The organism is Dongia sp. agr-C8 (assembly GCF_054658695.1).
Genome location: NZ_BAAGHZ010000003.1, coordinates 18,999 through 42,089 on the forward strand (window position 1 = coordinate 18,999; position 23,091 = coordinate 42,089).

Below are 23,091 nucleotides of genomic sequence, written 5' to 3' on the forward strand. Positions count from 1 at the left end.
GCTCGGCTCGACCGCATCTTACTCCGCCGCCCGGCCTTCTTTCCACGGCACTTGCGGAAACTCGCGGGCGGCTTCGTTGCGCTCCCAGTCGAACATGTAGTCGCGGGTGATCGGCACGGTGTTGATGCCGCGCGCCATCTGGATCTGGAACACCATGTTGTAGTCGTAGCGGAAGGAGAGCTCGCTGCCGATCAGGTAGAATTCCCACATCCGGCAGAAGCGCTCGTCGTAGAGCTTCTTGATCTCCTCGCGGTGCTTGTCGAAATTCGCGCGCCAGGCCTTGATCGTCTCGGCGTAATGCAGCCGCAGGATCTCGATATCCGTCACCCAGAGCCCGGTCTTCTCGATCCAGGGCGTTACTTCCGACAAAGCCGGGCTGTAGCCGCCGGGGAAGATGTATTTGCGGAGCCAGGGATTGGTGTAGCCCGGCCCGTCGCGGCGGCCGATCGCGTGCAGCAGCGCCGCGCCGGCGGGCTTCAGCAGCTTCTCGACCTGCTGGAAGAACTCGGGATAATGCTTGATCCCGACATGCTCGAACATGCCGACCGAGACGATGCGGTCGAAGCGCTCCGGCACCAGGCGGTAATCCTGCAGGCGGAACTCGACCTGGCCCTCCAGCCCGGCATCCTTGGCGCGTTGCTGGGCGACCTCGAGCTGCTCCTTGGAGAGGGTCACGCCGATGACCTTCACGCCGGCGGTCTTGGCGAGATAGATGCCAAGCGCGCCCCAGCCGCAACCGATGTCGAGCACCAGTTGGCCCGGCTCCAGCATGAGCTTCGAGGCGATATGGCGCATCTTGGCCTGCTGCGCCTCGCCCAGCGTGATGTTGAGCTTCGGCCAATAAGCGCAGGAATACTGCAGGCTCTCATCGAGGAAGAGCGAGAACAGCTTGCGGCTGAGGTCATAATGGTGCGCGACGTTCTCGCGCGCCCGACCGACCGGATTGTTCTGGTGCCACCAGCGCAAGACCCGGTTGAGCCCGTTGCTCAGCGCCTGGGTCCAGGCGCCGCTCAACTCATTGGTGTTGGCGAGCCCGATATCCATCAGGTCGTAGAGCGTGCCCTGCTCGATGGTGAGCCGGCCGTCCATATAGGCCTCGCCCACCTTGAGCCAGGGATTGAGCCCGATCTCCCAGCCGATCCGCGCGTCATTCAGGCGCAAAGTCACCTCCGGCGTGCCCGCGCCGTAGGAGGTCTTGCGGCCGTGGTGATCGATCAAATGGATGCGGCCCTGTTTCAGGCCGTGCTTCAGCAGGGTTCCGAACATTTCCCCATCATCCCCAAGATGGATAAGCGCCCTTGGGTGAAACACTAATTTAACCAAATCCGGCGCGTCAACGTGCCAGCCATGCGCCCCGCTCCAGGCTGATAACGGGTTGATGCAAGGGCGGTTTCCAGGATTCGAAACCTGGAATTCCGGGCGAGCGGGCAAATAAAACCCCCGGGGCCAACGGCTTGACACCGGCCGCCGAAACCCGCACAGATGCGCCCGCAATCGACGTTTTGGCTGGTCTTGGCGGCCCGGCAGTCCCCGCCGGCGGTTCTTCAAGCTTCCCATCACTGGTTGTTTGTGTGTGGACCATGCCGTGTCGCATGGTTGTTTCAAGCTTGAGGAGGCCGTTATGGCTCAGGGTACTGTGAAGTGGTTCAACTCCGTGAAGGGCTTTGGTTTCATCCGCCCGTCCGACGGATCCAGCGACGTGTTCGTGCATGTGACCGCGGTCGAGCGGGCCGGCATGAGCGGCTTGGCCGAAGGCCAGAAGGTCAGCTATGACCTCGCCACCGAGCGTGGCAAGACCGCCGCGGTCAATCTGAAGGCGATCTAAGCCCGACCGAGTGCTTCAAACGGGCGGTCGCCTTCCGGCGGCCGCCCGTTTTCTATTGGGGCGCGGCCGCCCGTATTCTTTTTCGGAGGCGGATGCCGGACTGATGCGCGAAGCCGAACTGCTGCAGCGCCTGCTCTATCGCGACGGGCTCTGCCTGATCATCGACAAGCCAGCGGGCCTGCCGGTCCATGCCGGCCCCGGCGGCGGCGACAACCTCGAAAAGCATCTCGACGCCTTGCGCTTCGGCCTGCCGCATCCGCCCGGGCTCGCGCATCGGCTCGACCGCGACACCAGCGGCTGCCTGGTGCTGGGCCGCCACCGCAAGGCGCTGTCGCGGCTCGGCAAGCTGTTCCAGAGCGGCGGGGTCGAGAAGACCTATTGGGCGGTGACCGCCGGCGTGCCGGCGGAAGCGCAAGGCGTCATCGACCGGCCGCTGAAGAAGGTCACCAACCGGACGGGCGGCTGGAAGATGGTGATCGATCCGGAAGGCCAGGCCTCGGTCACCGAATATCGCGTGCTCGGGACGGGTGACGGCCCCTCCGGTGGAAAGCTGGCCTGGATCGCGTGCCATCCGAAGACCGGCCGCACGCACCAGATCCGCGTGCACCTGGCGGCACTCGGCGCGCCGCTGCTGGGCGACCCGCAATACGGCGACAAGACGCCGGGCGAGCGGCCGCTGCATCTCCTCTCCCGCGCGGTCTCGTTCAAGCTCTATCCGAACAAGCCGCCGGTCAGCGCCGAGGCGCCGGTGCCGCCGCATATGCGCGCCGCGCTCAAAGCCTGCGGCTGGCGCGAGACGGTCAGTTGAACGGCGGCTGCTCGACCGGCTGCATATTGCGCTCGCGCTTGATCCGGTCATAGGCGTCGTTGACCGCCATCGCCCGCCGGGTGGCGAGCTCGACGAAATCCTGCGGCAGGCCGAGCGCCTGGATGTGGTCGGGATGCACCGAGGCGATGGCGCGGCGATAGGCGTCGTGCACTTCCTTGTCGCTCGCCTTCGCCGAGACGTCGATGATGTCGTAAGGATCCTTGGTCGCCGTGCGCTCGGCCGCGAACAGCTCGGTCAGGCGCTTGATGGCGTGCTTCTTGTAGATGACGATGGTGCCGTCGGTGGTTTCGAACGGAATGAACATCCGCTCGTCGTTCAGCATGTCGATGACGCGCATGTCGGGCGCCACGAAGACGAACAGGGTCTGCACCTTGCCGTCATCGAGCTCGACTTCGACCGCGTATTTGTTGCGCGCCTTCTTCTGCCCTGGGCTGAACATGGCGAGATACTAGACCGGCGTGCCGTTGCGGGTCATCCCGATTTGCAGAGAATTCGCACAAATTTTTCCGCTAAGTGCTTCATCGGTCTCACCGAATCGACAAACGTCACCGATCCAACGCTTGAATTTTCGGCGCGCCGTGGCGATAGTTCCAGCGACCGATAGATTATCGCACAACGATATTATGCCCAAGAACACCAGGCCGCACCCCAACGAGGTTGCGGATGTCCGGCTCTCACAGGATGCTCTGCGTCGCCTCTATCAGTTCCACTCCGCCTATGTTGCCGGCCGCCAGGGCGGGCGGCGCGCGATGCTGCGCCGCTGCAATCTCGGCGGGCTGGATTTCAGCCATATGAATTTCAGCGACGCGATCTTCATCGACTGCGACTTCACGTCGATCGAAGCCCGCGGCGCAAAGTTCACCGGCTCGATCCTGCGCAGCGCCCGGTTCGACAAGGCCGACCTGACGGCAGCGGACTTCGCCCGCGCCGATCTGCGCGGCGCCTCCTTCCTGGACGCACAGCTGGTCGATGCCGTGCTCGACCGGGTCGATCTCCGGATGGATTCCGAATCCGGCGATGAGAACGGCAGCTCGTTCAAGGGCGCCAATCTGACGCGGGTGAACTTCGCGGAAGCGAAAATGCGCAACGCCGACTTCTCCGGCGCGCTGCTGTCCGCGACCAACCTGATGGCCGCGGATCTGCGCGGCGCCAACTTCGCGCATGCCGAGATCAGCGACGCGGTGGTCGCCGGTGCGCATATGGGGGACACCGATTTCTCCGGCGCCATCATCGCCGGCAATATGAGCACGCGGCTGGACGTGTTGCGGATGAAGGGGCCGGAGTTCCGCCGCCTGAAGCCCGAGGACGTGGCACGGATGGTGAGCGACCACGCGATCTGGGTGAAGAGCCAGGGCAGCGAAGGCGCCCGCGCCGACTTCTCCTGCGCCGACCTGACGGCGGCCGATTTCTCCGGCCAGAATCTCTGCCTCGCCGATCTTTCCGGGGCGCTCCTGGCGGAAGCGCAGATGAGCGCCGCCCTGCTGATTGCCGCGAACTTCCGCGGCGCCAACCTGACCCGCGCCAACCTCGCGCATGCCGATCTGCGCGGCGCGAATTTCCAGGATACGCATCGCCGGGACATCGACCTCAGCAACACCAAGGTCGGGCCGATTCCCGGCCTTCCTCTCGCGACCCGCGGACTGTCCTAGGCTACCAGCAAAGCCCGACATAGCGGCCGCCCGCCTGCGCCGCGGCGGGCAGGCGCACGAGGTCGATCACGGTCTGCTCGGGCCGCAGCTTCGGGAAGGAGGCGCCGCCGAGATCGGAATGGGTGACGACGATGGTGTCGCCGTGGCGTGCCACCGCGTTCAGGTCGTCGGTCAGCCGCTCGGAGAGATGGGGGATATGCTGCTGGATATAAGAGAGGTTCGAGCCCATCAGCTTGGCGTAGTTGACGTTGGCGTCGAAGATCTTCAGGTCATAGCCCTTGCCGAACAGCCGCTCGGCCAGGCCAACCGCCGGGCTCTCGCGCAAGTCGTCGGTGCCGGCCTTGAAGGAGAGGCCGATCAGCCCGACCTTGCGGCTGCCGGCATTCATCACCAGCTCGGCCACGTTCTGGATGCTGAGCTCGTTCGATTCCGAGAGCGCGTTCAGCATCGGCAAATGGAGATCGCGGGCGCGCGCCCGGTAGCGCAACGCCCGGAGATCCTTCGGCAGGCAGGAGCCGCCATAGGCGAAGCCTGGTTTGAGGTAGGCGGTCGAGATGTTCAGCCTGCGGTCGGCGCAGACGATCTCCATCACCTTGTGGCTGTCGATGCCATGGGCCTTGCAGAGCGCGCCGATCTCGTTGGCGAACACCACCTTGGTCGCGTGCCAGGCATTGTTGGCGTATTTGACCGCCTCGGCGGTGCCGAGGTCGGTGACGTGAACTTGGCCGGGCACGTCCTTGTTGATCTCCTTCAAGACGCGCTCGGTCTCCGGGTCGGCGACGCCGAAGATCACGGCGCCGGCCTCGCGATAGTCGCGGATCGCCGAGCCTTCGCGCAGGAATTCCGGGAAGATGGCGAGACCGAAATCGCTGTCGGCGCGTTTGCCGGAGCTCCGCTCCAAGGCGGGCTTCACCACCTCGGCCATCGAGCCCGGCAGCATGGTGGAGCGGATGATGACCACATGGAAGTCGCTCTTCTTCGCCAGTGCCGCGCCGATGCTCTCGCAGACCCGTTCCACCTGGGCGAGATCGAGATTGCCGTTCCCGAGGCTGGGCGTGCCGACGCAGACCAGCGAGGCGGCACTGCCCATGACCGCCTCGGACGCGCTGGTGGTGGCGCGCAGCTTGCCGCTGCGGGCCCCTTCGCGCACCAGCTCGGCGAGGCCGGTCTCGACGATCGGCGCGACACCGTCGTTGATCATCTTGACCTTGGCGGGATTGGTATCGACCGCGACGACGTCATGGCCGTCGCCCGCCAGGCAAGCGGCGGAGACGGCACCGACATAGCCGATGCCAAAGACCGAAATGCGCATAGAGACCCCGAGAACGAGACGTTGAGATGATATTCGACGCGCGGCGGAGGCCTGTCTAGAAGGCATTCTTCCCGAAGACGCAGGCGGCGCTGGTCATGGCCAGGATCTTCAGGTCGAGCCAGAGCGACCAGTGGTCGATGTAATAGAGATCATAGGCGATCCGCGACTTCAGCGCCTCGGCGGTGCTGACCGCGCCGCGATGCCCCTTCACCTGCGCCAAGCCGGTAATGCCGGGTTTCACCCGATGGCGGAACGCGTATTCGGCGACGATCTCGTAGTTCAGCCGGTCGTCGACCCGCATCTGCAGCGGGAGCGGGCGCGGCCCCACCAGCGACATGTCGCCCTTGAGGACATTGATCAGCTGCGGCAGCTCGTCGAGGCTGGTCCGCCGCAGCAGGGCACCGAACGGGGTCACGCGCGGATCGTTGCGCTCGGTCTGGCGCCGGCCGCTCGGATCGTGCAGCGCCGTGCGCATGGTGCGGAACTTCAGCACCCGGAAAACCCGGTTGCCGAGACCGTGGCGCTCCTGCCGGAAGAATACCGGGCCGCTGCCGGAGAGCTTAACGCCCAAAGCCAGCATCAGCAGCAGCGGCGCCAGCAGGAGCAGCAGCAGCGCGGCCAGCGAGCGGTCGAACAGGTCCTTGATGAAGCGCTGCGAGGCGCGCAGCGGCCGTTGCGCCAGCGAGCGCATCTGCAGGCCGGCCATCTCCGAAGTTGTGGAATCCGGCACGCGGAAGCCGACCAGGTCCGGCGCGAGCGCGATATCGACCGGCAGCTGCTTCAACCGCTGCAGGATCGCGAGCAGCCGCTCCTCGGCGTGGTGCGGCAGCGCGATGATGATCTTGTCGATCGGCGCCCGGCGATAGTATTCGATGAGATCCTCGGTCGTGCCGCAGATGAGATGCGAAAGTCCCACCCGGTCCGGCCCGCGGCCGCGGCGGTCGTCGAACAGGCCGACCACCTGCACCACGTCGTCGGCATTGGCTTCGAGCCAGTTCACCAGCCGCTGTGCCGGCTCGCCCGAGCCGACGATCGCGACGCGATGCCCGGTAAGGCTCGCCTGCCGCCAGTGCTGCACCACGGGTCGCGCCAGGATCTGCAGCGCCAGCGCGCCGCCGCCGCTCCAGGTCGCCCAGGCCAACAGCCAGGAGGTGACCGGATGCGCTGCCGGCGCGTCGCCGGTGAGCACGCGGCAGATCAGCAGCAAGGCGAGGACCGGACCGGCGGTCCCGATCAGACTGAGCGCGACCTGCGCCGGCATCGAGCGGCGCATGATCTTCAGGCCGTCATGGATGTCGAAGGCGCGGGCCGCCGCGAAGAAGAAGGCGGTCGCGAGGCAGAGCGCGAGCCCGGTCTGCATGGTTGCCGGGCTGTCCGCCGTCAGCAGGCCGGCGCGATTCGCGAGCAGCAGACCCGGAATTGCGAACAGCGCGATATCGAGCACCAGGAACAGCAGGCCGAGGATCGGCGGTTCGATATAGAAGCGCGCGGACGGTGCCCCGGCGGCGTCTCCCACCCGACGCTTCTGCGCCGCCTGAAGAAACCACCCATCCATCCCAACCCACTCCCCGATCCAATGCGCCGAAGCCCCATGGCGGCTTGATCTTCGGCAAAATCCCGGCCGCGCGACTGACTGAGCCAGCTTCCACTGGCTAACGATTTAGAGCATGACGTTCACGCCGAGTGTGATCGTCGCGTGAACGAAACTCGCATACCATAATGTATCGCATCGTGGAATCCGTCTCTGGTGGCCTCCCCGCCCGGATGCGACGCGCCTATTCTGCCCGCGAAGACACACGGGCGAGGCGCGCTGTTCCTGCGCCTCCCCGGACGGAATTCCATCCGTCGGAAGCGCGTGTTTTCGTTAAGGAATCTGCGGCAAAACGGGTACAAATGAGCGCCGCCGACCGGGAGCGCGTCCCGGATGATCAGCTTGGGGAGAGATGAGCTTGAGTGCTTTGCCTTCGGTTCGGGAATTGCTGGCCGCGGTCTTCCGCAATGTGCGGTGGATCGCGCTCGCATTGATCGCACCGCCGGTGGTCGCCGTCATCCTGGCCTTCACCCTGCCAAAGGTCTACCAGGCGGACGCGAAGCTGTTGATCAAGCCGGGCCGCGAGTTCATGCCGGCCGCGAGCATGGGCCAGAACGAGTTCGCCCTGCCCTCCTCCTCCATGGCCGAGATCGTGAAATCCGAGGTCGAGATCCTGAACAGCAAGGATCTGGCCGAATCGACCCTGAAGAAGGTGTCGGTCGGCAGCCTCTACCCCGATCTCGCCGCGGCCCCGGAAGACGTGGCGCTCGAGCGCGCGGTCATGCGCTTCGAATCCCAGCTCCGGGTCGATCCGATCGACCTTTCGACCGTGGTCAACGTCGGGTTCCGGAGCAAGGATCCGGAGATCGCCACCCGGGTGCTGACGGCGCTGCTGACCGATTTCCAGGCGCGTCACGTCAACGTCTACAGCACGGGGCAGATCCAGCCGATCCAGGAGCAGATCGCCGCCAAGCAGAAGGATCTCGAGGCGCTCGACGCCAAGCGCATCGCCTACCAGAACCAGACCGGGGCTTTCTCGATTCCCGAGCAGCGCGCCAGCCTGATCACCCAGCGCGCCGCGGTGCAGACCCTGCTGCATGACGCCGAGATCAAGGAAAGCGCCTTGGAGCAGCAGGTCGCCTTCCTGAAAAAAAGCAAGGCCAACACGCCGAAGATGGCGGCGCTCGAGAGCGAGACCGATCCTTCGTCGCAGACCTCGAGCGAGGCCCTGCAGCAGTTGATGGCGCTCCGCCAGAAGGAGCAGGAGATGCTGGAGCGCTACCAGCCGACCGCGCCCGCCATGGTGCAGATCCGCGCGCAGATCGCCCAGGCCGAGCAGTTCGTGAAGCAGGCGCAATCGCCGAGCTCGACCAAGACCCGGACCGGCGCCAACCCGCTGCTGGCCTCGATCGACCAGCAGCTGCTGACCGCACAATCGGAGTTGACGCCGATCACCTCGCAGATCGAGGGTTACAAGAGCCAGATCGCCAATTTCGACGACCAGCTGAAGCAGCTCCAGGCGAGCGAGCTCGAGGTCAACAACCTGGAGCGCCAGATCCAGAGCCTGACCGCCGACCTGCAGACTCTGCGCACCAACCTGGAGCAGGCGCGGCTGGCCGAAAACATGGACCAGGCCAAGGTCTCCAGCGTCTCGATCATCGATGCGCCGCGACTGGAGCCCCGGCCGGTCTTCCCGAAGAAGACCTTCTTCGGCCTGGCCGGCGTCGCGATCGGCTTGGTGATCGCCGGGCTGATCGCGCTGATGTCGCTCTCCTTCGGCAACACGATCATCACCGTCGAGGGCGCGGAACGGATCTTCAGTGTCCCCGTCGTCGCGGCCCTGCCCGATCTGAAGCCACTGCCGGCGAAGTAGGCCGGCTTCTCCAGAAACGAGGCTCGATTGGACTTCGGTTGGTATCTCCGCCGGCTGCGCCGGATGTCGCTCGCCGAGATCGCCTGGCGCGCACGCACGGCCGCGATCCAGCAGGCCTGGCGCTTCGCCACGCCTAGGGGGCCCGCCGTTGGCAGCATCGCCTGGAGCGGCGCCAAGCTGCCCGCCCTGGTCGACGTGGGTCCGAGCGCCAGGCAGGGCGTGCTGCGCGCAGCGCAGGAGATCCTGGCCGGGCGCTGGAATATGTTCGGGCACAACTTCGACACCGCCACCGCCGATCCGGACTGGCATCGCGACGTCCGCACCGGCATCCGCTCCGATCCTCGGCGATATTGCTTCGCCGTGCCCTATCGCGACCCGGGGCAGGTCGGCACGGTCAAATATGTCTGGGAGCCGTCGCGGCTCCATCATGTCACGGTCCTGGCCGCCGCCTACCGGCTCTCCGGCGAGACGCGTTTCGCGCAACACGCGGCGACGCATCTCCGATCCTGGTGGCGCGCCAATCCGCCGCTCCAGGGCATCCACTGGCTGAGCGGGATCGAGATCGGCATGCGGCTGATCGCCTTCGTCTGGACCCGGCGGTTGCTGGGCGATTGGCCAGGCGTCGCCGATCTCTTCGAGCGCAATCCCGATTTCCTGCTGCAGCTGCATCACCACGAGCGCTGGCTGGCGGTGCTGCACAGCCGCGGATCCTCCGCCAACAACCACCTGATCGCCGAGGCCGCCGGCCTCTTCGTCGCCGCCACCGCCTTCTCCGGCACGCCGCTGCAGACGCGCTGGGCGGGCCTCGCCGCCGGCATCCTGGAACAGGAAGCCATCACCCAGACCTTCGCCGACGGCCTCAACCGGGAACTGGCCTTCGGCTATCACGGCTATGTCCTCGGGCTGTTTCTGCTGGCGGCGGCGGAAGGCGAGGCCGCCGGGCGGCCGCTCTCCGACGATTTCCGGCGCGTGGCAACACGGATGGCGGATGCGCTGGCCGCGAATCTCGGACCCGGCCTCGAGGCGCCGCGCCAAGGCGACGGCGACGACGCCGTCGCGCTGATGGTGGATGCGCCGGAGACGGGGCCATGGCCGCCGCTGCTGGAGCTCGCCGCGGCCCTGCTCGGGGCTTGCGACTGGTGGCCGAAGGTTTCGGGCGGTTCTGTCCTGGCGTCGGTCGTGGCGCCGCTTGTCGTCCATCGGCATCGCGGCGAGCTTCGACCCGGCAAACGCCCGAACCATTTCAAGGAGGCGGGCATCACCTTCCTGCGCACCGCCGACGACGCGATCTCGGCCCGCGTCGATCATGGACCGCATGGCTTTCTTTCGACCGCGGCCCATGGGCATGCCGATGCGCTTGCTTTCGAGCTCTGGATCGGCGGCCGGCCGGTGCTGGTCGATCCCGGCACCTATTGCTACCAGGGCGAACCGGCGTGGCGGCGCTATTTCCGCTCGACCCTGGCGCATAACACGCTGGAGATCGCGGGCGTCGATCAGGCGCTGCAAGCCGGTCCCTTCCTCTGGTCCACGCAGCCGACGACCTGGGTCGAGGCGATGAGCGGCATCGAGGCCGGCGATCGGGCGGAACTCACCGCCGCCCATGACGGCTATCGCCGCCTCGCGGCCAAGGTCACGCATTTCCGCAGCTTCGCCCTGGATCGGCCGGCGGAGACTCTCGTCATCATCGACCGGATCGAGGCTGCGGCGCCGGTGCCGGTGCGCCTCGCCTTTCACCTGCATCCCAGCGTGCAGGTGGCGCTCGCCGGCCATCGGGCGGCTCTCCATTGGCCGGGCGGTGCCGCGGTCATCGATCTGCCGGAGAAACTGTCATGGGCCTTGCACCGCGGCGAGGAGCGGCCGCCGCTCGGCTGGTTTTCGCCGGCATTCGGTGAGAAAATGCCGACCGCCGTGTTGATCGGATCGGGTGAGATGTCCGCAGGGGAAAGTCTCGAAACCAAGCTCGCGAACGGCGCTGCAGAAGCGCCGCGCGGCGCCAGTAGCTTTGGGAAGGTCTCCGCGTGAGCAAGAACCGCGTGCTGATCGTCGTCCAGAACCTGCCGGTGCCCTTCGACCGCCGGGTCTGGCTCGAGGCGACCACGCTGGCGAAGCACGGCTATCGGGTCAGCGTGATCTGCCCGAAGATGCGCGGCTTCAACGCCGGCCGCGAGACGCTCGAGGACATCGACATCCACCGCTATCCGCTGCCGATCGACGCCCAGGGCAAGCTGGGCTTCGTGCTGGAATTCCTCTGGTGCTTCCTGGCGACGGCGCTCTTGAGCCTGAAGGTGCAGATCGCGGGCCGCGGCTTCGACGTGCTGCACGTCTGCAATCCGCCGGAGACCTACTGGCCGCTGGCCTGGTTCTGGCGCGCCTTCGGCAAGCGCTTCATCTTCGACCATCACGATCTCTCGCCGGAAATGTTCGCGGTCAAGTTCGAGCGGCCGGCGACCCGCGAGGAAGGCGGCGCCCTGTTCAAGGCGCTGCTGTTCCTGGAGCGCATGACCTTCCAGGCGGCACAGATCGTCATCACCACGAACGAGAGCCACAAGCGCATCGCCGTCGAACGCGGCGGCAAGCGGGCGGAGGATGTGTTCATCGTCCGCTCCGGCCCCGATCTCTCGCGCTTCAAGGTCTACGAACCCGACCCGAAGTGGCGCCAGGGCAAGCCGTTCCTGATCGCCTATCTCGGCGAGATCTGCAAACAGGACGGCGTCGATCACCTGGTGCGCGCGGTGAAGATCCTGCGCGACGAGCTGAAGCGGACCGACGTGCATTGCATCTTCATGGGCGGCGGCCCGCACCAGAAGGCGATCGCCGACTATGCCGTCGAGATCGGCGTCCAGGAGATGTGCAGCTTCACCGGACGCGTCAGCGACGAAGATCTCTGCCGGGTGCTCTCGACCGCCGATATCGGCGTCGACCCCGATCCGAAGAATGCCTGGTCGGACCAGAGCACGATGAACAAGGTGATCGAATACATGTTCTTCGGCCTGCCGGTCCTCTCCTACGACCTGCACGAGACCCGCATCTCGGCCGGCGATGCCGGGATGTTCGTCACCGCCAACGACGAACGGGCCTTGGCGCAGGGCATCGCCGCCTTGCTGGACGATCCGGAGCGCCGCAAGCGGCTCGGCGCCGCCGGCCATGCGCGGGTGCGCGCCGTGCTGGCCTGGAACTATTCGGTGGCGCCGCTGCTCGCGGCCTATCGCGCGGTCTTCGGCGATCGCACGACTGTGGTCGCGCCATCGGAAGCCGCCAGCGCGGAGTCCGAGCCCTGATCCCCTTTCGCCTCTCCCTCGGCCATTGGTCGCCGGTCATCCGCCGCATCGACACCCCCGGCGAGATCGCGATCACCTTCGACGACGGGCCGGATCCCGCCACCACGCCGCATCTCATTGCGGCGCTCGCAGCGGCCGGCGCCCAGGCGACCTTCTTTCTCTGCGGCGTGCGCGTCGAGCGTCATCCGGATCTCGTGGCGGCCCTGGTCGCCGCGGGACACACGGTCTATGCCCATGGCTGGGATCACCAGCGCTACGGCCCGGCGCAAGCCGATGACGCCGCGCAGGCCATGGCGCGCACCGAGGCCCTGCTCGCAAGGCATCGGCCGACGCCGGCCACTTATCTCATCCGCCTGCCCTACAATGCCGGGCTGCGCGCCGCCGCGATCCACCGCGCGATGCGGCGCTTCCATCCCGATGTTCAATTCGCCTGGTGGAGCCACGCCATCGCCGATTATCGGATCGCCAGCCGGCCGCGACCGGAGGCAGAGATCCGCCAGGCCTGTGCGGAGACAACCGCGCGGCTGATGGAATCCCGCGACCTCGAAGGCGGCATCCTGCTGCTGCACGACGCCGCGATCACCGAGCCGCAGGAGAGCGCCATCGCTGCGACACTCCTGCTGCTGCCGGAAGTGCTCGCAGCGTTGCAGCAGCGCGGGTTGCGGGGCGTGAACTTGCAGCCCAAGCAGGCGACCTCGTCCACCGCACGCTTCATCTTCCGCTCGGCGGAGCCGGTGACGATCCAGCCTAGCTTTGCGGCATAGCCGCGCGCCAGCAGGCGGCGAGCTTTTCCATATATGGCGTGAAGTCGAGTTGCTGCGCGAAGCAGGCACGAGCATTGGCGCCGAGCTGGCGGCGCAATGCCGGATCGGCGATCAGGCGCTGCAACGCGCCGGCCAGGGCTTCCGCATCGCCGACCGGGATCATCAGCCCTTCGATGCCGTCATGCAGGATGTCCGGGGTCGACCCGACCGGCGTCGATATGACCGGCACGCCCCAGGCGAAAGCCTCGACCACGGCCATCGGCAGGCCCTCAGCCTCGGAAGGCAGGACCAGGACCGCCGCGCGGGATAGATGCGCATGCGCCTCGGGCTCGCCGAGCCAGCCGGGGAAGGTCACGCGCCCCGCCAGCCCCAGCCGTTCGACCTCGGCACGATAAGGCGCGGCATCGCCGTCGCCGGCGATCACCGCGCGCCAGTCCAACCCGCGCGCCGAGAGCAGGCCGAGGGCCTTGACCAGGACCGGCACGCCCTTGCGTTCGCCCAACCGGCCAAGAAAGAGAATCTCAGGCGGCACCGCTTCCGGCGCCCGCGGCGGCCGGGCGGCGCTGGCATTCGGCAGCACCAGGATGCGCGCATCGGGGAGATGGAAGGTCTCGGCGACGAAGTTCCGCCAGACGCTGCCGAGCACGATGACGCGCGCGGCGTCGCGGAACATGCGGTCGATCTGCGCGCGCTGAAGGGTGCCGACGCCGCGGTGGTATTCGTGGAACAGCGCGCCGTGCAGATGGATGACCGTGGCATGGCCCAGCCGGGTCGCGAGCCCGGTGAGGAACAGCTTGCGCAAGGTGCTGCCCATCGAGGCGAGGTTGACATGGCAAAGGCAGCGCCCGCGCGTCAGCCGATACCAGATGAGCGCGAGCGCCGCGGCGGCGCAGTAGAACGGCGAGAGCAGAATGTGCCCCTGGCCGCGGGTGGTGAGGAACTTGACCTCGAGATCGGGTGCCGCAGTGGCAGAGCGGCGGCGGATCTCGTCCATCAGGCGGTCGATCCCGCCCATGCCGCCGCGCCCGAGCGGCGTCAGGACCAGCACAGTCTGGCGCGCGCTCATGCGCGCGCGAGATTGCTGATGAAGACCGGCGCCTTGCCGTTGGCCAAGCGGTGCGGCGTGTCACGCACCTCGACCCGCACCTTCACCGTGCGCGGCGCCCGCTGATAGAAGTTGTGGCGGATCACTTCCAGGGTGTTCTCGGAGAACTTCCCGTTCGGCACCACCACCACCACCGCGGCGTCGAGCGACTCCTGGATGAGCTGCACCGTCGCCGCGCCGGTCACGCCGAGCGGAACTTGGTCCATGGTGTAGATCCGCGAGCCGTCGGCCAGCAGGAAATAGTCGGTGGTCCGGCCTTCGATGCCGAAGAAGGGATCGAGGCCGAGGGCAATGCGCTCCAGCTGTTCGGCGGAGATTCCCCCCGGCAGGAGCGCGATGTCGTCGGTGTCGTAGCGGCGCAGCGGCTGGCAGCGATTCCAGAAGCTGGTGCCGAGGATGCGGTAGCGCCCTTCCTCGATCTTCAGCAGCTCGGGCAATCCATAGGGAAAGATGAAGCGGTAGAGTCCGTCTTCAGTCGAGTAGGCGGCGCAGACCCGCTCGGCCATGCCGTAATAGTCGATCAGCGCGGCGCCGAAGCAATGCTTCACCCGCGCGCGCAGCCCCGGTCGGAGCATCTCCGACGAGGTGATCACCAGCTTCAACCCGAACGGCGCGCCGCGCTCGCTGGCGAGGTCGGTCAGCAGTTCGAGACTGCTGGGCAAGGCCAGCAGGACATCGGGGCGGAACTCCTTTAGCGCCCGCGCGAAATCCGGGTAGCGCTTGGCATTGAGATGCATCGAGGAGAGCACCAGCCGCTGCGGCCCGGACTGGCGCCAGAACGGCGGGGTCTCGTCATTCGGGTCCTTGATGCGGTCGATCCGGAGCACCGCGATCTTGGCGCGCGGCAGATCGATCCCGGCCTTGGCGGCCAGGTGATCGATCATCGCCTGTTCCATGGTCAGCGACTGCAAGGTGCGCACCAGCCGGAGCGGGACGCCGGTCGAGCCGCCGGTGGCGGCATGGGCGACCGGCAGCCAGCTGCGCGCCTGAAACGCGTCGGCGCGGCTCTGCAAAGTTTCCTTGACCAGGATCGGCTGCTCGCTGAGCGGCTGTTCGAGATTGCAGCCGGCATAGCCCGGCAGCGACTCCGCCCAGGCCCGGTTGCGCGCCAGCAGTTCTGCCGCCATGGCACGGCGCTCGGCGAGGGTCGCACTCTCGCCCTCGGCCAGCAGCCGGCGAAAGCGCCGGTAATAGAGCGGATTTCTTCGGATCAGGCGATCCGCCAGCGGAATGCTTTTTACGAAGGCACTCATCCATCCACCCTTACCGAGCGGCTCCCCCCGGAGCGCCGACCACCGGGCGCCGCCACTCGCCCGATAATCCGGTGAGAGATATAGTCACTTAGTCCTGCGCCGCACGCCGAAAATGCGGTCGGTGACGAAAAACTGATCGGCCTCACACGCTGGAACGGTTCCGGCCCGCGCCGCGCCTACTGCGGCTCGGGTGCCGGAGCGGAGAACAGAGGCGCCGCGGGACGATTCTCGTTGGTCTTCAGCGACCGCACGAAGACCACGTCGCCCGGCAGCATCGGTATGTCGTTGGCCGTGTTCACGCCCTGCAGCGCGTCCTGGAGGTTGACCACGGTGACCAGCGGCTTGCCGCCGGTCGAGTGGCGCACGATCGTGACGTTGCGGATATCGGCGGTCGGCAGGAAGCCGCCGGCCTGGCTGATGATCTGCAGCAGCCGCGCATTGCCGATCAGCGGGATCTGCGCCGGATTGCGGACCTCGCCCTGGACCACGACGGCGCTGGCGCCGAAAGTCTTCACGATGACGGCGAGGTCGGGGTTCTTCAACTCCTTGGTGTAGATCTTCTTCAGCTCCTCGGCGGCCTGGTCGGGCGTCATGCCGGCGATGGGGAAGTCGCCCACCAGCGAGAGCTGGATCTTGCCGTCGGGCCGGACCGGCACCGAGGTCGCGTTGTATTCCGGCGTGTAGAAGAAGGTGATGTCGAGCGTGTCGCCCGGCTGGATCTGATAGCCCTGGCTCTTGACCCGATCATATTCGGCGTTGAATTGGTTAATCGTGTTGGTCTTCACCTTCGGCGCGCAGGCGCCGACACCCAACATCAGAACCGCCAAGACCAGAACAATCGCTTGCCGCATTCGAGCGCCTCGCTCTCCGTGCATCAGGGTTAATGGAGGTTGTCGCCTTTTCCTCCACCCGGTCCTTTTGCACGCGAAGCCCTCGTTGCACAAGCAGGTGGCGGAAGACCGCGGGGCAGGCCTTGTCAGGAACCTGCCATGCGCGGGTGCAGGTTTTCACATTTCCCGCCGTTTCACCAGAACCTCGCAGACCGTCACGCCATCATGCCAACGCCCCTGACATTGGGGCTTCCGCGCGTGGGAAGTGCACCACCGGCGCGCTGCACCATGGTGATAGAAAAGGGGATTAGGGCGGGTTTCGGAGGTCGGTTTCTTGACGCCAATTCTGCGCTTCGTTAGAAACCTGAGGCTCCTTACTGTCGTTCCGGAGTTCCTTGCATCCGCCGGTGTCCATGATCGAACTTGGAACTTCGCCGCTCTCGAGTCAGGCGCCGGCATGTTTTTGTTCCTGAAACAGATCCCCGCCGCCGAACGGCTGATCAAGCGGAATCCCTTTTTCTACTCTGAATTTCGCGACGCCCTCGAGCAGATGGAGGACGCCGACCTCGAGACGCGGCGTGCCATGGCGGAAAAGCTGCGCGCCCGGGTCGCGCGCTGGGCCGCAAGGCTGCCGGGCTATCGCGATTATAATTTCGCGCGGCCGTTCGGCGAATGGCCGCTGTTGTCCAAAGCCCGGCTGCAGAACGAAGCCGGAGATTTCCAGCGCCGCACCCTGGTCCCCCAGGTCGATGTGGCGACCAGTGGAACCACCGGCCAGCCGCTGCGTTTGAAGCGTTCGATCCAGTCCCTGGCAGTTGAGCAGGCGATGTTCGATTGGATGGCCGCGAAAGTCGGCCTCGATTACGGCAACAGCCGGATCGCCGTGCTGCGCGGCGACGAGGTGAAAGACCCGAACGATCCCGCGCCGCCCTATTGGGTCGATGTCGGGCGCAACAAGGTCGTCTTCTCCTCGGTGCATCTCACCAACCGGACCTTTCCGCATTACGAGCGCAAGCTGCAGGAATTCCAGCCGGAGATCCTGACCTGCTATCCGAGCAGCCTCGAGTTGTTGACGCATCTTGCCGAGCCCAGGAACTCCTCGATCCGCTTCAAGCTCTGCATCACCTCGTCGGAGACCTTGGGCACCGGCCTGCGCGAACGCGTGAAGCGCGTCTTCGGCGCGCCGCTGCTGGACTATTACGGCCAGACCGAGCGCAGCTGCGCCGCCTATTCGCTCGAGGACGGGGTCTACCGGTTCATTTTCCCCTACGCCTATCCGGAGCTCATTCCCGGGCCGGACGGCAAGTGCAGCATCGTCGGCACGCCGTTCTGGAATCGCGCCCAGCCGCTGCTGCGCTATGACATCGGCGACATCGCGGTGCTGCCTGAGCAAGCCGCGGAGAGCGAAGGCGAGCGGGAGAAGATCTCGCTCGGCCTCTCGACCTTCAACGGCATCGAAGGCCGCCGCTCGGATTGCCTGAAGCTTGCCGATGGATCGCGGGTCTTCGGCCTCGACCGCGTGCCCTCCGGCGTCGATGGCGCGGCCTCGGTGCAGATCGTGCAGCTCGACCCGGCCGCGGTGCTGATGGTGGTGGTGCCGAATGCCCAGTACAGCGAGGAGACGCTGGCGATCCTCAAGCGCAAATTCTATCTCAAGGTCCCGCACAACGTGGACCTGCGGATCGACATCCGCGAATCTCCCTACCGGCTGGCCAGCGGCAAGGCGCCGGTTTTCATCAGCCAAGTACAAGAAACTGCTTGCTGATTTCTCTTTTGTGCAGTGCAATAGACTGCATTCAGTAGCGCCTGTAAACTTGCTCACCACCCTTCATCCCGACCGGAAAGGATGACCGTGTCCGAACCCAATCCGCGCCAGACCGTCCGCCCCGTGCCGCCCGTCATTCCGGTGATCCTCGCTGGCGGCGCCGGCAACAGGCTCTGGCCGCTCTCCCGCCAGGAATACCCGAAGCAGCTGATCGCGCTGATCGGCGACCGCTCGCTGGTCCAGGATACGGCGCTGCGCTTCGCCGATCGCAGCCGCTTTGCGGCACCGCTGGTCATCACCAGCGAGGCGATCCGCTTCACCATCGCCGACCAGCTGCAGGCGGTGGACGTGGCGCCGCTGGCGCTGGTGCTGGAGCCGGTCGGCCGCGGCACCGCGCCCGCCGTCGCGATCGCGGCCTTGCTGGCGCTCGAGGAGCATGCCGATGCGACGATCGTGGTGGCGCCCTCCGATCATTCGATCCGCGACGTCGCGGCCTTGCATGGCGCGCTCGACATCGCGGTGGCCGCGGCGCGGCAAGGCCTGCTGGTGACCTTCTCGATTCCGCCGTCACGGCCGGAGACCGGCTATGGCTATATGGAGCACGGCGCCGGCGTGGCGGGCGTCGACGGCGCCTTCCGGGTCGCCTCCTTCGTCGAGAAGCCGGATGCCGCGCGCGCCGAGGCGATGCTGCGGGGCGGCCGGCATTTCTGGAACAGCGGCATGTTCGTGTTCGGCGCCGCCTTCTTCCTCGCCGAGCTGGCGCGCCACGCGCCGGAGATCCTGGAAGCCGCCAAGGCGTCGCTCGCCGGCCGCACCTCGGACCTCGACTTCCTGCGCCTGGATGCCGAGGCTTTCGCCAAGAGCCCGTCGGATTCGATCGACTATGCCGTCATGGAGCGCACCGATCGCGCCGCCACTGTGCCTTTGCGCGCCGGCTGGTCCGACGTCGGCGCCTGGTCGGAGCTCTGGGCCATCTCGGAACGCGATCAAGACGGCAACGCGATGCGCGGCGACGTGGTGGTCGAGGATGCGAAGAACTGCCTGGTTGTGAGCGACCGCCAGCTGACCACGCTGGTCGGCGTCGAGAATCTGGCCGTCGTCGTCACCGACGATGCGGTGCTGGTCTCCGATCTCGCCAAGGCCCAGGACGTGAAGAAGCTGGTTGCGAAGCTGAAGGAGGCCAATCGCGACGAAGTGCAGAACCACAAGGTCGTGCATCGGCCCTGGGGCTTCTACCAGGGCCTGCACGACGGCGACGGATTCCAGGTGAAGCGCCTGACTGTGAAGCCGGGCGGCCGGCTTTCGCTGCAGAAGCACTTCAAGCGTTCGGAGCATTGGACGGTGGTCGATGGCATCGCCACGGTCACGGTCGGCGACAAGACCTTCCCGCTCGCGGCCAACGAGGGCGCCTATATCCCGGTCGGGACGCAGCACCGCCTGGAGAACAAGACCGACAAGATGATGACCCTGATCGAGGTCCAGTGCGGCTCCTACCTCGGCGAGGATGACATCGTTCGGCTCGACGACGTCTACGGCCGCAAGGACGAGGCGCCCGCCAAGGCCTAAGTTTCCTGGGGCCTAGGCGAAGCGCGCGAGGCGCCGCTTCACGACGCTGCGCAAGTTCATCGCGTCGAGCGCCAGCAGCACGGCGCCGTAGACCGCGCCGCCGCCGATCACAGCGGCCATGAGCGACAGGAGATCGTCGCGCCCATAGAACGGCCAGAGGAAGAGCGCCATTGCCAGCACGGCGACGGCGGTCTTCGCGGCATCGCGCCAGGCGATCGGCATCGCCATCACCGAACGCGCCGCCCAAGCCGCCGCCGCGAGGCCGATCGCGCCCGCGATCAGGTTGGCGATGGCGACGCCGACCGCGCCATAGCGCGGGATCAGCAGAATCTCGAGCAGCAGGTTGACCGCGGCGGTGACCGCGACCACCGCCAGCAGCCGGTGCGTCTTGTGGCCGAGCTGGAAAGCGTGGTCGAGGTAGTTGGCGCGGAAGCCGAAGAAGAAGGCGGCCAGCGCCATCCAGGCGGTCATGCTGGCGACCGGCCCGACATAGTCCGGGCCGACGAAGAGCTTGGCCAAGGTGGGCGAGACCATCGCCGCACCGACCGATGCCGGCAGCAGCAGCGCCAGAAGCAAAGTGCTGTTGCGCGAGAGCTGCCGTTCCAAGGCCGCCGCGTCGCCGCTTTCGACCGCGCGCACCGCGAGCGAATAGGTGGCGGAGCCGATCCCGGCGCCGATGGTGATGATCGTGGTCTGCGCCAGCTGGTAGGCCGCGGTGTAGAAGCCGACCGCGTCGGTGCCGATCATGAACTCCAGCAGGAAGCGGTCGGCCGCGAAGGACGCCGCGCCCAGCGCCCGCACCAAGGCCATCGCCCAGCCGAAGACGAAGAGCCGGCGCGCCATGTCCATGTCGAAGCGCTTCGGCAGCAGGCTCCAATGCGGGATGCGGAACAGCAGCCCGGCGACCAGCATTGCCAGGAAGCTGCTGGCCAGCACCGGATAGGCGCTGTGCCAGGCCCAGGCGGCGGCCAGGCCGAAGGCCAGGATCAGGATGTTGCGGATGAGATTCATCCAGAAATATCGCTTCGGGTTGAACCGCGCGACCTGGACCCGCGCCGCCAGCTCGAACCAGGCATAGGCCCAGCAGCCCGGCAGCGAAATCGCGATCAGCCATTCGTACTCGCGGTCCGGCGCGCCGAAGATCGCGGCGCCGATCAGCAGCACCGGCGGCACGATCACCAGGCTGGCGAGACAGAGAAGCAGGAAGGTCTGCACCACGGTCGGCATGAAGCGCGGGTCTTCGGCATTGGCCTGGAAGAAGCGCATGAAGCTCAGGCCGTGCCAGTCGAAGAAGATGCCCGCCACCAGCACGACGATGGTGAGCCCGAGGCCGTAGAGACCGAAGGCGTGCGGCGTCAGCAGCCAGGTCAGCGCCATGCCGGTGACGAAGCCGAGGCCGCTCGGCACCACCCGGCTCAGGATGTAGATGGCGCTGTCGCGGAGCATGAAGGGGTGGGTTTCTTTCTCGAGCGCAGGGCTGCGGTGCGGCGGGACGTAGGATACGCCCTAGTCATTGAGATCTAAGGCGAATTTCCACGATGGTGTGCAGATCGCCACTTTGGCCGTGATCCGTCGGCCGACCCCGCTTGCAGTATCGAAATTTTCATTGTTTTCCAGCAAGGTCGGTTTCGAAGTCATTATTTCGCAAACGCACACCGCGATTGGCCAAGCCGGGTCGAACGGATATAAAGCTTTTCACAATGGCAATCAAAGTAAGCCGGGGCAGTACGCCGAGGGGAAGGTTCGCGTGAGTAGTCAGAGCAAGCGCGTCCTGGTCACCGGCGGCGCCGGCTTCCTCGGGTCGCATCTTTGCGAACGGCTGCTCGCCGACGGCGCCGAGGTGCTGTGCGTCGACAATTTCTTCACCGGCCGGCGCTCCAACGTCACGCATCTCCTCAGCAACCCGCTGTTCGAGCTGATGCGCCACGACGTCACCTTCCCGCTCTATGTCGAGGTGGACGAGATCTACAATCTCGCCTGCCCGGCCTCGCCGATCCACTACCAGCTGGACCCGGTCCAGACCACCAAGACCAGCGTCCATGGCGCGATCAACATGCTGGGCCTGGCCAAGCGCGTGCGCGCAACCATCTTCCAGGCCTCGACCAGCGAGGTCTACGGCGACCCCAGCGTCCATCCGCAGCCGGAAACCTATTGGGGCAATGTCAACCCGATCGGCCCCCGGAGCTGCTACGACGAGGGCAAGCGCTGCGCCGAGACCCTGTTCTTCGACTATCACCGCCAGCATGGCCTCAAGATCAAGGTCGGGCGGATCTTCAACACCTACGGCCCGCGCATGCATCCGCAGGACGGCCGCGTGGTCTCCAACTTCATCATGCAGGCGCTGCAGGGCCGGCCGATCACGCTTTACGGCGACGGCGCGCAGACCCGCTCCTTCTGCTATGTCGATGACCTGATCGAGGGCTTCGTGCGCCTGATGGCGACCGATCCGGCGGTGACCGGCCCGGTCAATCTCGGCAATCCGAACGAGTTCACCATCCGCCAGCTGGCTGACGTGATTCGCGAAGTCGTCGGCAATGCGGTGCCGATCGTCGAGCTGCCTTTGCCGAAGGACGATCCCAAGCAGCGCAAGCCCGATATCACGCTGGCCCGCCAACTGCTGGATTGGGAGCCGACGGTGCAGCTCCGCCAGGGGATCGCGGCGACCGTCGCCTATTTCGACCAGCTGCTCTCGGCGAAGCTCGACCGGTCGCAGCCGCCGGAATTGCGGCAGGTGATCTAGCATGGCCGACGAGACCCATCTGCCGATGACCCAGGGCGCCGGCGCCAACCAGGTGGCGACCACGGCCGGCGCGCAGCTGCCGCAGTTCCGCGAACGCCACACCATCATCGAGAAGAAGATGGTGGATCGCGAGGCGCTGAGCGATATCGGCCGCCACCTCTTGAGCGTCACCGCCGCGGTCAATGCCTATGCCATCGAGAAAGGCTCGGTGATCCTGGCGATCTACGCGTCGCAGGCCGGCGAAGGCGCCTCGATCGCCGCCCGGGAGCTGGCGGTGTCGGTCTGCCGCTCGCCGACCAATTCGGTGCTGCTGATCGACGGCAATACCGGCCCAGCCGATCAGTGCAAGCATTTCGGCCTGACCTCGTCGGAGACGCTTTGGGCGGCCGCCCGCGGTGCGCCGATCCGCACCGTGCGGCTGACGGTGCCGCGGGGCGGCGCCTTCGACCTGGCCGCCCTGCCGATCGACGGCGCCAATGATCCCAGCGAAATCGATCTCCGCCTGCTGCCGTCGCTGTTCAACCGGCTGCGCAATGTCTTCAACATCGTCATCATCGACTGCCCGCCGGTGATGACCGGCGCCAGCTATGTCAGCGCCTCGGGCCTCGCCGATTCCTGCCTGCTGGTGGTCGAGGCGGGCCGCACCCGCATTCCGGTGGTGAAGCGGGCGATGGAAGAGATCGAGGCCGCCGGCGGCAAGCTCCAGGGCGTGGTGCTGAACCGACGCAAGCACTACATTCCGTCCTGGATCTACCGCCACCTGTAGCGGAT

Annotated in this window: 19 protein-coding genes; 11 read left to right on the top strand and 8 right to left on the bottom strand. The window is 66.3% G+C overall.

The window, feature by feature from the left end:
* Window positions 1-18: 18 nt before the first annotated feature.
* Window positions 19-1,266, bottom strand: coding sequence for a class I SAM-dependent methyltransferase (locus ACYQ4T_RS14200; protein ID WP_459855251.1), 1,248 nt, complete (start codon window positions 1,264-1,266; stop codon window positions 19-21).
* Between the two features lie 355 nt (window positions 1,267-1,621).
* Between ACYQ4T_RS14200 and ACYQ4T_RS14205 the strand changes: the two genes are divergently transcribed.
* A complete protein-coding gene (locus ACYQ4T_RS14205) occupies window positions 1,622-1,825 on the top strand; it encodes a cold-shock protein (protein ID WP_395022142.1) in 204 nt (67 codons plus the stop codon).
* Between the two features lie 103 nt (window positions 1,826-1,928).
* Window positions 1,929-2,633, top strand: coding sequence for an RluA family pseudouridine synthase (locus ACYQ4T_RS14210; RefSeq protein ID WP_459855254.1), 705 nt, complete (start codon window positions 1,929-1,931; stop codon window positions 2,631-2,633).
* Here ACYQ4T_RS14210 and ACYQ4T_RS14215 read toward each other — a convergent pair.
* Window positions 2,626-3,093, bottom strand: a complete 468-nt coding sequence (locus ACYQ4T_RS14215) for a J domain-containing protein (RefSeq protein WP_459855257.1) — start codon at window positions 3,091-3,093, stop codon at window positions 2,626-2,628. The two genes, ACYQ4T_RS14210 and ACYQ4T_RS14215, sit on opposite strands and share 8 nt — an antisense overlap.
* Window positions 3,094-3,277: 184 nt before the next feature.
* Between ACYQ4T_RS14215 and ACYQ4T_RS14220 the strand changes: the two genes are divergently transcribed.
* Window positions 3,278-4,303, top strand: a complete 1,026-nt coding sequence (locus tag ACYQ4T_RS14220) for a pentapeptide repeat-containing protein (protein WP_459855259.1) — start codon at window positions 3,278-3,280, stop codon at window positions 4,301-4,303.
* Window position 4,304: 1 nt separating this feature from the next.
* On the opposite strand, the gene ACYQ4T_RS14225 is transcribed toward ACYQ4T_RS14220, so the two are convergent.
* Together ACYQ4T_RS14225 and ACYQ4T_RS14230 are read right to left on the bottom strand one after the other, a co-directional pair.
* The gene (locus tag ACYQ4T_RS14225; protein ID WP_459855261.1) at window positions 4,305-5,615 is read right to left on the bottom strand and encodes a nucleotide sugar dehydrogenase; all 1,311 of its coding nucleotides are present in this window, start codon (window positions 5,613-5,615) and stop codon (window positions 4,305-4,307) included.
* A gap of 55 nt (window positions 5,616-5,670) precedes the next feature.
* On the bottom strand, window positions 5,671-7,170 hold the full coding sequence (locus ACYQ4T_RS14230; RefSeq protein WP_459855264.1) for an exopolysaccharide biosynthesis polyprenyl glycosylphosphotransferase: 1,500 nt from the start codon (window positions 7,168-7,170) through the stop codon (window positions 5,671-5,673).
* Window positions 7,171-7,564: 394 nt separating this feature from the next.
* Between ACYQ4T_RS14230 and ACYQ4T_RS14235 the strand changes: the two genes are divergently transcribed.
* The 4 genes from ACYQ4T_RS14235 (at window position 7,565) to ACYQ4T_RS14250 (ending at window position 13,061) form a co-directional block, all read left to right on the top strand.
* Window positions 7,565-9,019: a GumC family protein gene (locus tag ACYQ4T_RS14235; RefSeq protein ID WP_459855266.1), complete on the top strand. Its 1,455-nt coding sequence runs from the start codon at window positions 7,565-7,567 to the stop codon at window positions 9,017-9,019.
* 27 nt (window positions 9,020-9,046) lie between these two features.
* Entirely contained in the window at window positions 9,047-11,041 is a 1,995-nt protein-coding gene (locus ACYQ4T_RS14240) for a heparinase II/III family protein (protein ID WP_459855268.1), read from the top strand.
* Window positions 11,038-12,297 carry a glycosyltransferase family 4 protein gene (locus ACYQ4T_RS14245; RefSeq protein WP_459855270.1) on the top strand — a complete coding sequence of 420 codons (1,260 nt, stop codon included), beginning with the start codon at window positions 11,038-11,040 and terminating at the stop codon, window positions 12,295-12,297. Before ACYQ4T_RS14240 ends, ACYQ4T_RS14245 begins: the two co-directional genes overlap by 4 nt.
* Before the next feature lie 65 nt (window positions 12,298-12,362).
* On the top strand, window positions 12,363-13,061 hold the full coding sequence (locus ACYQ4T_RS14250; RefSeq protein WP_459858001.1) for a polysaccharide deacetylase family protein: 699 nt from the start codon (window positions 12,363-12,365) through the stop codon (window positions 13,059-13,061).
* Here ACYQ4T_RS14250 and ACYQ4T_RS14255 read toward each other — a convergent pair.
* The 3 genes from ACYQ4T_RS14255 to ACYQ4T_RS14265 all read right to left on the bottom strand — a co-directional run bounded on the left by ACYQ4T_RS14255 (window position 13,045) and on the right by ACYQ4T_RS14265 (window position 16,270).
* Window positions 13,045-14,127, bottom strand: coding sequence for a glycosyltransferase family 4 protein (locus ACYQ4T_RS14255; RefSeq protein ID WP_459855272.1), 1,083 nt, complete (start codon window positions 14,125-14,127; stop codon window positions 13,045-13,047). The two genes, ACYQ4T_RS14250 and ACYQ4T_RS14255, sit on opposite strands and share 17 nt — an antisense overlap.
* Window positions 14,124-15,419 (bottom strand): hypothetical protein, encoded by a 1,296-nt coding sequence (locus tag ACYQ4T_RS14260; RefSeq protein WP_459855274.1) that lies wholly within the window; start codon window positions 15,417-15,419, stop codon window positions 14,124-14,126. The genes ACYQ4T_RS14255 and ACYQ4T_RS14260 overlap by 4 nt, the downstream gene beginning before the upstream one ends.
* A gap of 176 nt (window positions 15,420-15,595) precedes the next feature.
* Window positions 15,596-16,270: a polysaccharide biosynthesis/export family protein gene (locus ACYQ4T_RS14265; protein ID WP_459855276.1), complete on the bottom strand. Its 675-nt coding sequence runs from the start codon at window positions 16,268-16,270 to the stop codon at window positions 15,596-15,598.
* 436 nt (window positions 16,271-16,706) lie between these two features.
* On the opposite strand from ACYQ4T_RS14265, the gene ACYQ4T_RS14270 reads away from it, so the two are divergent.
* Together ACYQ4T_RS14270 and ACYQ4T_RS14275 are read left to right on the top strand one after the other, a co-directional pair.
* Window positions 16,707-18,014, top strand: coding sequence for an acyl-CoA synthetase family protein (locus tag ACYQ4T_RS14270; protein WP_459855278.1), 1,308 nt, complete (start codon window positions 16,707-16,709; stop codon window positions 18,012-18,014).
* An 87-nt stretch (window positions 18,015-18,101) separates the two neighbouring features.
* Window positions 18,102-19,580 (top strand): mannose-1-phosphate guanylyltransferase/mannose-6-phosphate isomerase, encoded by a 1,479-nt coding sequence (locus tag ACYQ4T_RS14275; RefSeq protein WP_459855281.1) that lies wholly within the window; start codon window positions 18,102-18,104, stop codon window positions 19,578-19,580.
* Window positions 19,581-19,592: 12 nt separating this feature from the next.
* On the opposite strand, the gene ACYQ4T_RS14280 is transcribed toward ACYQ4T_RS14275, so the two are convergent.
* Complete coding sequence (locus tag ACYQ4T_RS14280; protein ID WP_459855283.1) at window positions 19,593-21,026, bottom strand: oligosaccharide flippase family protein; 1,434 nt, start codon at window positions 21,024-21,026, stop codon at window positions 19,593-19,595.
* 301 nt (window positions 21,027-21,327) lie between these two features.
* On the opposite strand from ACYQ4T_RS14280, the gene ACYQ4T_RS14285 reads away from it, so the two are divergent.
* Together ACYQ4T_RS14285 and ACYQ4T_RS14290 are read left to right on the top strand one after the other, a co-directional pair.
* Window positions 21,328-22,320, top strand: a complete 993-nt coding sequence (locus ACYQ4T_RS14285; RefSeq protein ID WP_459855285.1) for a UDP-glucuronic acid decarboxylase family protein — start codon at window positions 21,328-21,330, stop codon at window positions 22,318-22,320.
* A 1-nt stretch (window position 22,321) separates the two neighbouring features.
* Entirely contained in the window at window positions 22,322-23,086 is a 765-nt protein-coding gene (locus ACYQ4T_RS14290) for a P-loop NTPase family protein (RefSeq protein WP_459855288.1), read from the top strand.
* The last annotated feature ends 5 nt before the right edge of the window (window positions 23,087-23,091 follow it).